This window comes from Streptomyces sp. BR1, from assembly GCF_052373795.1.
GTDB lineage: Bacteria > Actinomycetota > Actinomycetes > Streptomycetales > Streptomycetaceae > Streptomyces.
In genome coordinates this window covers 1,940,234-1,953,659 of the sequence record NZ_CM126252.1, presented here as the reverse complement: position 1 = coordinate 1,953,659, position 13,426 = coordinate 1,940,234, and the positions used below count along the sequence as shown (strand labels likewise).

Below are 13,426 nucleotides of genomic sequence, written 5' to 3'. Positions count from 1 at the left end.
CGAGGGGTTTTTTCGTTTCCCGGCCCACCACGGCCGGAGGCGAGCGGCACGCGATGATGGGGGCAAGTGGAGCCAGACGAATCCGGAGCCACTCACCCGACAGGAGTCACCGAGCATGACGACCAACGAGGCATCCGAAGAGAGCCATCGCGTCGACGACAGCTTCCACGTCTTCGACACGACGCTGCGCGACGGCGCCCAGCGCGAGGGCATCAACCTCACTGTCGCGGACAAGCTCACGATCGCACGGCACCTCGACGACTTCGGGGTCGGTTTCATCGAGGGCGGCTGGCCGGGCGCCAACCCGCGCGACACCGAGTTCTTCGCCCGCGCCAAGCACGAGATCAGCTTCAAGAACGCCCAGCTGGTCGCGTTCGGCGCCACCCGCCGCCCGGGCGGCAGCGCGGCCACGGACCCGCAGGTCAAGGCGCTGCTGGCGTCCGGTGCGCCGGTGATCACGCTGGTCGCCAAGTCCCATGACCGCCATGTCGAGCTCGCCCTGCGCACCACGTTGGACGAGAACCTGGAGATGGTCCGGGACACCGTCTCGCATCTGCGCGAGCAGGGACGGCGCGTCTTCGTCGACTGCGAGCACTTCTTCGACGGCTACCGGGCCAACCCCGAGTACGCCAAGTCGGTCGTCCGGGCCGCGAGCGAGGCCGGGGCCGACGTCGTCATCCTCTGCGACACCAACGGCGGCATGCTCCCCGCCCAGATCCAGGCCGTGGTCGCCACCGTCCTCGCCGACACCGGCGCCCGGCTCGGCATCCACGCCCAGGACGACACCGGCTGCGCCGTCGCCAACACCCTCGCCGCCGTCGACGCCGGCGCCACCCACGTCCAGTGCACCGCCAACGGCTACGGCGAGCGCGTCGGCAACGCCAACCTCTTCCCGGTCGTCGCGGCCCTTGAGCTGAAGTACGGCAAGAAGGTGCTGCCCGAGGGCGCGCTCGCCGAGATGACCCGCATCTCGCACGCGATCGCCGAGGTCGTCAACCTCACCCCCGCCACCCATCAGCCGTACGTCGGCGTCTCCGCGTTCGCGCACAAGGCCGGGCTGCACGCCTCCGCGATCAAGGTCGACCCGGACCTCTACCAGCACATCGACCCGGGCCTGGTGGGCAACCGGATCCGGATGCTGGTCTCCGACATGGCGGGCCGCGCCTCCATCGAGCTCAAGGGCAAGGAGCTCGGCGTCGACCTCGGCGGCGACCGCGAACTGGTCGGCCGCGTCGTCGCCCGCGTCAAGGAGCGCGAGCTCAAGGGCTATACGTACGAGGCCGCCGACGCCTCCTTCGAGCTGCTGCTGCGCGCCGAGGCGGAGGGCCGGGCCCGCAAGTACTTCCGGGTCGAGTCCTGGCGCGCCATCGTCGAGGACCGCCCCGACGGCACCCACGCCAACGAGGCCACGGTGAAGCTGTGGGCCAAGGGCGAGCGGATCGTGGCGGTCGCGGAAGGCAACGGCCCCGTCAACGCGCTCGACCGGGCGCTGCGGGTGGGCCTTGAGCGCATCTACCCCCAGCTCGCCAAGCTGGAACTGGTCGACTACAAGGTCCGCATCCTGGAAGGCCGCCACGGCACCGACTCCACCACCCGCGTCCTGATCACCACGACGGACGGCTCCGGGGAATGGTCCACGGTAGGCGTAGCCACCAACATCATCGGCGCGTCCTGGGGCGCGCTTGAGGACGCGTACACCTATGGCTTGCTGCGGGCCGGGGTGGTTCCGGCGGAGTAGGGGGCCGGGGTGGGCCCTTCGGGCCCTCCTGGGGGCGCGGGGAACTGCGCGAGCAACCCAGCACGGTCCGCAGACAAACGGGGGCCCTGGGGCGCAGCCCCGGGAGGTTTGTCCGTTTCGTGCGGGACTCCGGTAGCGTCGGGAGCATGAGGTTCCGGGTATTGCTCGCGTCCGCCGCCGCACTGATCGCCCTGGCCCCCGTGGCCACGGCCACAGCCACCGCCGCCCCGGCGGCGTCCGGCGTGGCCGAGGTCGCCGCCGCGCTGAAGAAGGCGCCGGTGTACGTCGACCCCGGCGCCGCCGGACAGCTCTCGGCAGCCCAAGCCGACGCGCTGGCCAAGAAGATCAAGGACGCCGACAGGCCGCTCTTCGTCGCCGTGCTGCCCGCGACCTCCGCGTTCCCCAAGGACACGCTCCTGCGGAACCTGCGCACCGACACCGGCGTCACCGGGTTGTACGCGGTCCGCCTCGGCGACGCCTTCAACGCGGGCGCCGACCGCAAGGTCATGTCGCAGCAGGCCGTCGAGAACCTGAAGAGCGCGGTACGAGCGCCGGGCACCGCCACCGACGCGTCGACGCAGCTCAACGCCTTCGTCGACCAGGCGCTCCCCACCATGCGCGGCCACGCCCCGTCCTCCTGGGGCGGCGGCTCCGGCTCGAACGGCGGGGTGTCGTCCGCCGCGCTGATCGCCACCGGCGCGGTCGTCGTCGCGGGCGGCGCCGGGGCGTACGCGCTGGTGCGGCGCAGCCGCCGCAAGAAGGCCGAGGAGGAGCGGGCCGCGCTCCAGCGGCTCCAGGTGGTCGTCGACGAGGACATCACCGCGTTCGGCGAGGAGCTGGACCGGCTCGACTTCCACCCGGCCGAGGCGGGCGCCGACGACGCCATGCGCGCCGACTACGAGCGCGCCCTCGACTCGTACGAGACCTCCAAGAGCCTGATGGCGGCGGCTCAACACCCCGGCGATGTGCGCGGGGTGACCCAGGCGCTTGAGGACGGGCGGTTCTCGCTCGCCACGCTCGCCGCCCGCCGTGAGCACAAGCCGCTGCCCGAGCGGCGCGCGCCCTGCTTCTTCGACCCGCGCCACGGGCCGTCCGTCCAGGACGCCACCTGGGCCCCGGCGGGCGGGGCGGCGCGCGAGGTGCCGGTGTGCCTGGCGGACGCGACCCGGCTGCGCGACGGCCAGGATCCGATGGTGCGGGAGGTCGACACCGACCAGGGCCGCCGCCCGTACTACGACGCAGGGCCCGCGTACGGCCCCTGGGCGGGCGGCTACTTCGGCGGCGGCATGCTGCCCGGCCTGCTGATGGGCACCATGCTCGGCTCGATGCTCTCGACCCCGGCATACGCGGCCGACTACGGCGGCGCCGACTTCGCGGGCCAGAACTACGACGGCGGCGACGTCTCCGGCGCCGACTTCAACTCATCCGATTTCGGCGGGGGTTGGGGCGACGGTGGAGGCGGCGGCGACGGTGGCGGCTTCGGGGGCGGGGACTGGTAGCAGCCGGTCACCCGCGCACCCCGGTCACCCGCGCACCCCCGTCACCCGCGCAGCTCCGGCAGCAGCTCCGCGATCCGCTCCAACTGCTCGGTCTGCGCGGCCAGATCGAGCGCGGCGATCCGTATCACCAGATGGCGCGCGCCCGCGTCGAGGAACTTGCGCAGGTAGGCCACGACGTGGTCCGGCGGGCCCGCCGTGAGGGCCTGGATGGTCTCCAACTGGTCCAGTTCCATCTTGTAGTTGGCCCGGCTGTACGCCTCCAGGCGTCTGCGCCCCTCGGCCGGAGTCTCCGCGAGCAGCACCGACACGAAGAGCGCCGGGTCGAGAGCCTGCGGGTCGCGGCCCGCCCCCGCCGCAGCCGTCCGTACATCGGCCAGCCCCGTCGCGTAGTCCGCCGCATCCGGCGGATAGGGGAGCCAGCCGTCGTACAACCGGCCCGTACGGGACCTCGCCGCCGGGGTGTTGCCGCCGAGCCAGACGGGCGGGCCGCCGGGGCGGAAGACGGGGGTGGGGCGGGGGATGTCGTCGAAGCGCAGCAGTTCGCCGTGGAAGGACGTCGGGCCCTCGGCGGTCCACAGCTGCCGCCACAGCGCCACCGTCTCGTCGAGCCGGGCGAACCGGCGCTCCCATGGCACCTCGGAGAGATCGTGCAGCGGGCGGCCGAGCCGGCCGGGGAAACCGGCGCCCACGGTCACCGTGAGGCGGCCGCCGGACATCAGGTCGAGGGAGGCGAGCGTCTGCGCGGTCTGCACCGGGCGGCGCAGGACCGGCATCAGCGCGGCCGTGCCGAGGGTGACGCGGCTGGTCACGGGGGTGAGCGCGGAGAGCATGGTGAGCGCTTCGATGCGCGGCTCGATGAGGGAGTCGTTGACCCAGAGCGAGTCGTAGCCGAGCCGTTCGGCGCGTACACCGAAGCCGACAAGCGAGCGCGGGTCGGTGCCGGAGGGTCTGTCCGGTGGATCTGGCCGCTTTCGGTCCGGGACGCGGTTTCGGTGCTGGTGAGCGGGGGGCTGGTGCGTGCAGCTGCAAGGCGGAGGATTGAGGCGACGCGGAGCGTCGGCGATTGACGACAACGCGGCAGATGGGCGTGCCAGGCCCCCGCGTCCCAGGCAAGATCCATCGGACAGGCCCTCCCCCCACTGGGCATGGCCGATGGGGAGCAGGACGCCGACCTGGATGCGTGTGTTCATGGCGAGCAGGCTGCCCGCCGCACGGCATCGCCTCAATTCCCTGCGGGGAATGGCCAGTCGGCGGGGGAGGGGGTTGGATCGGGGGTGTGGACTTCCCCAGCGCCCTGCGCGAACGCCGTACCCGCCGCCGTATCAGCCAGCTCGATCTGGCGCTGCGGGCCGGTACCACCCAGCGGCATGTCAGCTTTCTGGAGTCCGGCCGCTCCGAGCCCGGCCGGGCCATGGTGGTGCGGCTCGCCGAGTCCCTCGAACTGCCGCTGCGCGAGCGCAACTCGCTGCTGCTCGCGGCCGGTTACACACCGGTCTATCCGACGACCTCGCTGGACGCGCCCGAGCTGGCCCCCGTACGGGACGCCCTGACGCGGATCCTCGCCGCGCACGCGCCCTGCCCGGCGGTCGTGGTCGACCGGTGCGGGCGGCTCGTCGCGGTCAACGACCACTTCGCGGTGCTGACCGAGGGCGCCGATCCCGAGCTGACCGGGCCGGGGGCGAACGCGTACCGGTTCGCCCTGCACCCGCGCGGGCTCGCGCCCCGGATCCGCAACTACGCGGCGTGGGCCCGCCATGTGGTCGAGGCCCTGCGCGCGGAGGTGGCCCGCCATCCCGACGACGAACTGCGCCGGCTGCTCGCCGAGTTGGCGGGGTACGTGCCCGACGTACCCCTGGACGACGCGCACCTCGGGTTCGCGGTGCCGCTTGAGCTGTCCGTGCCGGACGGCTCCACCCTGCGGCTGATGACCACCGTCACCACCTTCGCGACCGCCGTCGACGTCACCGTCGCCGAGCTGAAGCTGGAGGCGTTCCTGCCGGTGGACGAGGCGACGGCGGCCTTCCTCGCGGCGGCCGCCGCCCGGCTCACGCGGACTTGATGGCGGAGATGTCGAAGGTCAGCTTCACCTTGTCGCTGACCACGACGCCGCCGGTCTCCAGGGCCGCGTTCCAGGTCAGGCCCCAGTCGGAGCGCAGGATGTCGGCGCTGCCCTCGAAGCCCACGCGCTGGTTGCCGTAGGGGTCGGTCGCCGAGCCGTTGAGCTCCAGGTCGATGGCGAGCGGGCGCGTGACGTCCTTGATGGTCAGGTCGCCGATGATCCGGTAGCTGTCGCCGCCGAGCTGCTGGGCCTCGGTGGAGCGGAAGGTCATCAGCGGGAACTGCTCGGTGTCGAAGAAGTCGCCGCCGCGCAGGTGGCCGTCGCGGTCGGCGATGCCGGTGTCGACGCTGGCGACCTTGACGTCGAGTACGGCGGAGGAGGCGGCCGGCTCGGCGCCGTTCAGCTCCAGGGTGCCCTCGAAGTCGCCGAACGCGCCGCGCACATTGGTGACCATGGCGTGCCGGACGGTGAACCCGATCCGGGAGTGCGCCGGGTCGATGGTGTACGTGCCGGTCAGCGCGGCCAGGGCCGGGTCGACCTCGGCGACGGCGGTGGCGACGGCGGTGCTCTTGCGGCCGAAGAGAGCCATGACGTTCTCCTTTGAAGGACGCGCTGCGGCCGGATGCCCAGCGGTTTAACTTTCAACAAGAGCGACCGTAGACCCATTCCGTACGAGTTTCAACTACTACTTTGGGTGTGTCTCCGCGTACTTTCTGTATGCCCTCGTATGTCCCTGTTGGTTACGGCCGCACGCGCGGCGGTGCCGGGGCCGGGCCCAGGGTGGTGGTGCCCGGGGCCGCGCGGTGGCCCAGGCCCGTGCGGTAGGCGTCCATCGCGGCTTCCGTCCGGCCGGTGCGGCGCAGCAGATCGCCCAGGAGGCGGCACAGGTCCGCGAGGTCGCCGCTCGCGCCGCTGCGTTCCAGTAGGCCGAGCGCCGTCACATAGTGCTCCTCGGCCGACTCCAGCTCGCCGTGCTCCTCGCGGATCAGGCCGAGCAGGCGGTGCGCGCCGCCCGCGTGGACCGCGCCGTGCCGGTCGCCCAGCTCCGGCGCCGTCTCCACCAGCGGGTCCAGCAGCGCCGCCGCCTCCGTGAAGCGGCCCAGGCGTCGCAGTACGTCGGCGAGCTCGACCTCCACCTGGCAGGTGAAGAGCGCGGCCCGCTTGGCCGCCAGCATGTCCCGCGCGGTACGCAACTCCCGCTCGGCGGCGGCCAGTTCACCGTCCTGCGCGTACACATAGCCGCGCATCCAGTGGCAGTGCGCCAGATCCGTACGCAGCCGCAGCTGCCGGTAGACCGACTGGGCCTTGGCGAGCGAGGCGTCGGCGTCGGCCGTGCGGCCCTCGGCGAGGAACGTGCGGGCCACCTGGCGGTGCATCCCGGCGACCAGGGCGGGATCGGAGACCTGCGGGGCGAGCGCGAGCGCCAGCTCGGCGGCGTGCGCGGCGCGGGCCTGCGCGCCCATGTCCAGATACGGGCCGATGATCGCCGAGTAGAGCAGCACCAGCGACTCCGGGTCGTCCAGGCCCGAGGTGCCCAGCTCGTCGATGGTGGACTCCAGGAGATAGCAGGCATAGCGGAGCTCGCCCGCCAGGACGTGGGCGATCGCCCGGCCCCGGATCGCGCGGGTGCGGCGCGGCAGCGGCTCGCCCGACTGCTGGCGCTCGGCTGCCTCGAAGTGCCGGATGGCGTCGGCGAGTTCACCGGACTCCAGGGCGCAGTCACCCAGACCGAGGAGTGCCTCGGCCTGTTCGGGGGCCAGTTCGTGCAGCTCGGCCTCGGTGAGCAGCTGGCGGTAGCGCACGGCGGCCTCGTCCGCGTCGCCGGTGGCGAGCAGGCGCTGGGCGTCGGTGAGGGCGAGCCGCAGCTCGGTGGCGAGGTGCGCGGGGCGGCCGGTGGCCAGCTCGTCGTAGCTGGTGCCGAGGCGTTCGGCGAGATGGCGAAGGGCCGCCTCGGACGGCCTTACCTTGCCGGACTCCAGGGTCGACACATAGGCCGGGGTGTAGGCGGGCTCGGCCAACTGCCGCTGGGTCAGACCCCGTTCGGCCCGCAGTCGCTGCACCCGGCGGCCGATCACCGCAGGTTCGTCCATCGTGTCTCCCTGGTCCCAGGGCATTGCGCCCACCTCGTGCGCCCCCTAACTTAAGCACGCCGATCAACAGAGTTAATCGACCGCTTAACTTCCGACTTAACTTCCGTCACTGGGGGAGGACTTCGTGCGCTCAGCCATGCGTCCGTCGCTGCGCAGAACCATAGCGGCGACCGCGCTCACCGCCGCCGTCGCGGCCGCGCTCATATCCGGGCCCGGCACCGCGGCCGCCGCCGACCCGGACCGGCCGGCGCCCCGGCCGCGGGTCCAGGTCGAGATACCCGGCCCGGAGACCGGCGGCGAGGCCGGCTCCGGTCATACGCTCGTCCCGGTCACCGGGCAGAGCCACGGCCGCCCCGCGCCCGGGCTCACCGGCCGCGCGGCCGCGGCCGACGGTCAGGTCACCAAGATCGTCGACAATGGCTCGACGGCCGACCGCCTCGACATCGTCATCGTCGGCGACGGCTACACCGCCGACCAGCTCGACCAGTTCCACGCGGACGCCAAGGAGAAGTGGGGCGAGGTGACCGGCGTCGAGCCGTACACCACGTACCAGAACCTCTTCAACGTATGGACGGTGGACGCCGTCTCCGCCCAGTCCGGCATCTCCGGCGACCCGGCCCAGGGCGATGTGAAGAACACCGCGCTCGGCGCCTACTTCTGGTGCGACGGGGTGGAGCGGCTGCTCTGCGTCGACCAGGACAAGGTCGACGCGTATGTGGCGAAGGCGCCGCAGGCCGACCTCGTGATCGTCCTCGCCAACAGCGCCAAGTACGGCGGCGCGGGCTACAACGAGCCCAGCAAGAAGCTCGGTTACGAGGGGATCTCCACCGCGTCGGCCGGCAACGCCAAGTCCGGCCAGGTCGCCATCCATGAGACCGGCCACTCCCTCGGCAAGCTCGCCGACGAGTACTTCTACCCGGGCACGCCCGGCTACGAGCACTACTCGGGCCCCGAGGCCGCCCAGCCCAACATCTCGGTGCTGAGCGCGGAGCAGATGACCGCGCAGAAGACCAAGTGGTACCGCTGGCTCGGCGAGACGTCCCCGGACGGCGGCACGGTCGGGGCGTACGAGGGCGGCGGCTACTACGTCACCGGCCTCAACCGCCCCACCGACAACTCGATCATGCGCATCCTGGGCAGGCCCTTCAACCTGCCCGGACGCGAGGCGATGATCGCCGGGTTCTACCGGCACGCGTCGATCGCGACGGCGGCCGTGCGCACCGACCGCCCGCTGCGGGCGCACGACAGCGCGAAGGTCACCGTGCCCCGCCTGGTGGGCGCGAACGTCAAGCAGCTGCGGGTGCGCTGGTACCTGGACGGCAAGGAGCTGCGCTGGTTCGAGGGCCGCACTTCGCTGAAGGTCGCCCAGGCCGTACTGAACCCGTGGGACCACAAGAGCCACAAGCTCTCGGCGACGGTCTCCGACCCGACCGCCTCGGTGCGCGATCCTCAGATCGCCGCCACGCTCGCCGACACGGTGACCTGGGCCGTACGCCGCTGATCCGGCCCGGTTCCCGGGAACCAGCACAACAAGCGCTTTCTACAAGGTGCGTCCGGGGCATTGAACGCCTCGGGCGCACCGTGCTACACCAGCGGGCAGCGGTCTACACCACCTCCCCGGGAGCCCCTGTGTCCGAGTCGCCCGCACTGCCCGAGTGGTCCCGTCGCACCTTCCTCACCGCCACCGGAGCAAGCGCTCTCCTGCTCGGTACGGCGCCGGGGGTGCGGGCCGCCGACGACGAGTACGCGGTCCTGCGCAAGCGCTGGCGGGATCTGTCGCTGGGCACCGGGTTCGACGCGGGCGCCGAGCCGTACGCCTCGCGGCTCAAGGGAACCGGCGACCTCGCCCGCACCTTCCGCGCCTCGATGGCCCCGGCGGCCGACTCCCTGTGGCCCGACGCCCCGTTCGACCCGCCCGCCGGGATCACCCAGAGCTACTCTCGGCTGTGGACCATGACCCAGGCCTACCTCCAGCCCGGCACCGGACTGACCGGCGACGCCTCCCTGTTCGCCGACGTCGTCACCGGCCTCGACCATGTCTCGGCGACGGTCTACAACCCCACCACCACCCGCTACGGCAACTGGTGGGAGTGGCAGATCGGCAGCCCCAGACTCCTCATGGACCTCGTCAACGCGCTCCACGACGAGCTCACCGACGACCGCGTCCAGGCGGCCTGCGCGGCCGTCGACCACTTCGTCCCCGACTCCGCGCTCGGCGTCTACTCGGGCACCTCCACCGGCGCGAACCGCGTCGACCTGTGCCGGTCGGTCGCGGTGCGCGGGGCCGTCGGCCGCACCCCCGCCAAGCTCGCGCTCGCGAGGGACGCCCTGTCCCCGGTCTTCCCGTACGTCACCAAGGGCGACGGCCTCTACGCCGACGGATCGTTCGTCCAGCACACCTCGATCGCCTACTCCGGTACGTACGGACAGGTCATGCTCGACGGGCTCGGGCGGCTCTTCACACTGCTCGCCGGGTCGAGCTGGGCGGTGACCGACCCCAACCGGCAGATCATCCTGGACAGCGTGGAGCACGCGTACGCGCCGCTGATCCACAACGGGCTGGTGATGGACAGCGTCAACGGGCGTGCGGTGAGCCGGGGTTATCTGCTGAACGACGATCTGCAGGTGATGCGGAGCGACCACTTCCATGGGCAGGGACTGATCGCGGCGATCGCGGTGCTCGCGGGCGGCGCCTCCGAGGCCGAGCGGACCCGCTGGTACGGGATGGTCAAGGGCTGGGCCGAGCGCGACCCCGGCCATCTCGACCTCGCCGCGCGCCAGTTCGGCGTGGCCGACCTCGCCCGGCTCCAGGCGATCGCCGACTCGCCGGTGGCGGCCGCGCCCGAGCCGGTCGGGCACACCCTGTTCGCCGCGATGGACCGGGCCGTACACCGCCGCCCCGGCTGGACCGCGAACATCTCCATGGCCTCGGAGCGGATCTCGTACTACGAGTGCGGCAACGGCGAGAACCCGCGCGGCTGGCACACCGGCGCCGGAATGCTCTACTGGTGGCCCGGCGAGCAGGGCAACGACCAGTACACCGACTGGTTCTGGCCGACCGTCGACCCGTACCGGCTGCCGGGGACCACCGTCTCCACCAAGCGGCTCGCCGACAAGGCGGGCGGCGAGTGGGGCGCGGCCAAGCCCGCCGTGACCTGGGTGGGCGGGGCGAGCGACGGCGAGTTCGCGGCGGTCGGGCAGCAGGTGAAGGGGCTCGGCTCGACGCTTGAAGCCCGTAAGTCCTGGTTCTGCACGGCCGGTACGGTCGTCTGCCTCGGCGCCGGGATCACCGCGAGCGACGGCGTCCCGGTCGAGACCGTCGTCGACAACCGCAACCTCGGCGAGGGCGGCACGAACGCGTTCACCCTGGACACCGGCTCCCGCCCGCGCTGGGCGCACCTCGACGGGCACGGCGGCTGGGTGTTCCCCGGTGGCACGGGCGCGCTGCACACCCTGCGCGAGGACCGGACCGGGGCGTGGGGCGACATCAACACCGGCAGCTCGACCGAGCGCCGCACCCGGACGTACCAGACGCTGTGGCTGGACCACGGGGTCGACCCGGTGGGCGCCTCGTACCATTACCAGCTGATGCCGGGCGCCTCACGGGCCACGGTCGCGGCGCGCGCGGCGGACCGGGGATGGCTGTCGGTGCTGGCCAACACGGCCGCCTGCCAGGCCGTCTCGGTGCCCTCGCTCGGCCTTGTCGGCGCGAACTTCTGGCAGCCGGGGAGCGCGGGTCCGCTCGCGGTCACCGCACCGGCGAGCGTGCTCGTACGGAGCAAGGGGGCGAGCGCCGCGCTGCGGGTGAGCGAGCCGCCGCGCACCGGCCGGCCCTTCGAGCTCACCTGGCACCATCCCGTACGACGGGTGACCAGCGCCGATCCGTCGGTCGAGGTGCTTGCCACCGGAGCGGTGCTACGGCTGCGGATCACGCCCGGCACGGCCGGTGCGAGCCACCGGTGTGACGTGGGTCTCATGTGACCTGGTTGTTGGACCCCAACAAAGCCGGACGGTCCTGAGCTGGCACTTCGGCTGCATCGCGGGAATGTTCTGTTCAGGGCTACCAGGAAAAAGGTCCGGAGACTGTGCGAAGTCGACGGCGGGAAATTCTTGGTCGACTTCGTAGGGTCGATGCATGACCGTTGTGGACGAAACCCCGGGTGAGCCGAGTGACGCGCGTGGCCGCGTGGCCGAGCTGCTGGCCCTGCGCGAGCAGGCCCGGCGCGGGCCGAGCGAGCGCGCGACCGAAGCGCAGCACGCCAAGGGCAAGCTGACCGCGCGCGAGCGCATCGAGCTGCTGCTCGACCCGGGTTCGTTCAAGGAGGTCGAGCAGCTGCGGCGCCACCGTGCGACCGGCTTCGGCCTGGAGGCCAAGAAGCCGTACACGGACGGTGTCATCACCGGCTGGGGCACGGTCGAGGGCCGTACGGTCTTCGTCTACGCGCACGACTTCCGGATCTTCGGCGGTGCGCTGGGCGAGGCTCACGCGACCAAGATCCACAAGATCATGGACATGGCCATCGCGGCCGGTGCTCCGCTGGTCTCGCTGAACGACGGCGCGGGTGCCCGTATCCAGGAGGGCGTCTCGGCGCTCGCCGGTTACGGCGGCATCTTCCAGCGCAACACGCGGGCCTCGGGTGTCATCCCGCAGATCAGTGTGATGCTCGGCCCCTGCGCCGGTGGCGCGGCCTACTCACCCGCCCTGACCGACTTCGTCTTCATGGTCCGCGAGACCTCCCAGATGTTCATCACCGGCCCGGACGTCGTCCGCGCGGTGACCGGCGAGGAGATCTCGCAGAACGGCCTGGGCGGCGCGGATGTGCACGCCGAGACCTCCGGTGTGGCGCACTTCGCGTACGACGACGAGGAGAGCTGCCTCCAGGAGGTGCGCTACCTCCTGTCGATGCTGCCCTCCAACAACCGCGAGAACCCGCCCTCGCACCCCGCCGAGGACCCGGCCGACCGGCGCGGCGACGTGCTGCTCGACCTGGTGCCCGCCGACGGCAACCGCCCGTACGACATGCACAAGGTCATCGAGGAGCTCGTCGACGACGGCGACTACCTGGAGATCCACGAGCGCTGGGCCCGCAACATCATCTGCGCGCTGGCCCGCCTTGACGGCCAGGTCGTCGGCATCGTGGCCAACCAGCCGCAGACGCTGGCGGGCGTCCTGGACATCGAGGCGTCGGAAAAGGCTGCCCGTTTCGTCCAGATGTGCGATGCTTTCAACATCCCGATTATCACCCTTTTGGATGTACCCGGGTTCCTGCCCGGCGTCGATCAGGAGCACGGTGGAATCATCCGGCACGGCGCCAAGCTGCTGTACGCGTACTGCAACGCCACCGTGCCCCGGATCTCGCTGATCCTGCGCAAGGCCTACGGCGGGGCGTACATCGTCATGGACTCCCAGTCCATCGGCGCCGACCTCACCTACGCCTGGCCGACCAACGAGATCGCGGTCATGGGCGCCGAAGGCGCCGCCAACGTCATCTTCCGCAAGCAGATCGCGGAGGCCGAGGACCCCGAGGCCATGCGCGTACGCATGGTCAAGGAGTACAAGGCCGAGCTGATGCACCCGTACTACGCGGCCGAGCGGGGCCTGGTCGACGACGTCATCGACCCCGCCGAGACCCGCGAGGTGCTCATCGCCTCCCTCGCGATGCTGCGCACCAAGCACGCCGACCTGCCGTCCCGCAAGCACGGCAACCCGCCTCAGTAACGAGGAGCACGAGTGAACACCCCGACTTCCGTCCCTTCCGCGTCCGTCCTGCGGGTGGAGAAGGGCGACGCGGCCCCGGAGGAGCTGGCGGCCATCACCGCCGTCCTGCTCGCCCGCGCCGCCGCCCGGACCGCCACGACCCCGTCCCGGGGCCGCGACACGGCCGGCTGGCGCCGCCTGGAGCGCACGCCCGGCTTCCGAGCGCCACACTCCTGGCAGGGCTAGGCCCGTACGCCTGAGAAGGCCCCGCCGCTCCTTAAGTGGAGCGGCGGGGCCTTCGGCGTTCCTGAACGGCTACCCCGGACAGCACGAACGCCGGGA

At 71.8% G+C, this 13,426-nt stretch carries 10 protein-coding genes; 7 read left to right on the top strand and 3 right to left on the bottom strand.

Annotation, left to right across the window (positions count from 1 at the left end; genetic code table 11):
- The first annotated feature begins 115 nt into the window (after positions 1-115).
- Both cimA and ACT1U9_RS08090 read left to right on the top strand, forming a co-directional pair.
- Positions 116-1,738 carry a citramalate synthase gene (gene cimA, locus ACT1U9_RS08095; protein WP_444537673.1) on the top strand — a complete coding sequence of 541 codons (1,623 nt, stop codon included), beginning with the start codon at positions 116-118 and terminating at the stop codon, positions 1,736-1,738.
- A 146-nt stretch (positions 1,739-1,884) separates the two neighbouring features.
- On the top strand, positions 1,885-3,237 hold the full coding sequence (locus ACT1U9_RS08090; protein ID WP_444537672.1) for a hypothetical protein: 1,353 nt from the start codon (positions 1,885-1,887) through the stop codon (positions 3,235-3,237).
- Positions 3,238-3,278: 41 nt separating this feature from the next.
- On the opposite strand, the gene ACT1U9_RS08085 is transcribed toward ACT1U9_RS08090, so the two are convergent.
- On the bottom strand, positions 3,279-4,427 hold the full coding sequence (locus ACT1U9_RS08085) for an LLM class flavin-dependent oxidoreductase (RefSeq protein WP_444537671.1): 1,149 nt from the start codon (positions 4,425-4,427) through the stop codon (positions 3,279-3,281).
- 86 nt (positions 4,428-4,513) lie between these two features.
- Here ACT1U9_RS08085 and ACT1U9_RS08080 point away from each other — a divergent pair, with 86 nt between their 5' ends.
- Positions 4,514-5,296, top strand: a complete 783-nt coding sequence (locus ACT1U9_RS08080) for a helix-turn-helix transcriptional regulator (protein ID WP_444537670.1) — start codon at positions 4,514-4,516, stop codon at positions 5,294-5,296.
- On the opposite strand, the gene ACT1U9_RS08075 is transcribed toward ACT1U9_RS08080, so the two are convergent.
- Together ACT1U9_RS08075 and ACT1U9_RS08070 are read right to left on the bottom strand one after the other, a co-directional pair.
- Positions 5,283-5,885: a YceI family protein gene (locus tag ACT1U9_RS08075; protein WP_444537669.1), complete on the bottom strand. Its 603-nt coding sequence runs from the start codon at positions 5,883-5,885 to the stop codon at positions 5,283-5,285. The two genes, ACT1U9_RS08080 and ACT1U9_RS08075, sit on opposite strands and share 14 nt — an antisense overlap.
- A gap of 151 nt (positions 5,886-6,036) precedes the next feature.
- Positions 6,037-7,386 carry a tetratricopeptide repeat protein gene (locus ACT1U9_RS08070; RefSeq protein WP_444537668.1) on the bottom strand — a complete coding sequence of 450 codons (1,350 nt, stop codon included), beginning with the start codon at positions 7,384-7,386 and terminating at the stop codon, positions 6,037-6,039.
- 136 nt (positions 7,387-7,522) lie between these two features.
- Between ACT1U9_RS08070 and ACT1U9_RS08065 the strand changes: the two genes are divergently transcribed.
- The 4 genes from ACT1U9_RS08065 (at position 7,523) to ACT1U9_RS08050 (ending at position 13,330) form a co-directional block, all read left to right on the top strand.
- Positions 7,523-8,887, top strand: a complete 1,365-nt coding sequence (locus ACT1U9_RS08065; protein ID WP_444539040.1) for a M64 family metallopeptidase — start codon at positions 7,523-7,525, stop codon at positions 8,885-8,887.
- Positions 8,888-9,015: 128 nt separating this feature from the next.
- Entirely contained in the window at positions 9,016-11,367 is a 2,352-nt protein-coding gene (locus ACT1U9_RS08060) for a polysaccharide lyase 8 family protein (protein ID WP_444537667.1), read from the top strand.
- A 154-nt stretch (positions 11,368-11,521) separates the two neighbouring features.
- On the top strand, positions 11,522-13,105 hold the full coding sequence (locus ACT1U9_RS08055; RefSeq protein ID WP_188275580.1) for an acyl-CoA carboxylase subunit beta: 1,584 nt from the start codon (positions 11,522-11,524) through the stop codon (positions 13,103-13,105).
- A 12-nt stretch (positions 13,106-13,117) separates the two neighbouring features.
- Positions 13,118-13,330, top strand: a complete 213-nt coding sequence (locus ACT1U9_RS08050; protein ID WP_444537666.1) for an acyl-CoA carboxylase subunit epsilon — start codon at positions 13,118-13,120, stop codon at positions 13,328-13,330.
- Positions 13,331-13,426 lie beyond the last annotated feature (96 nt).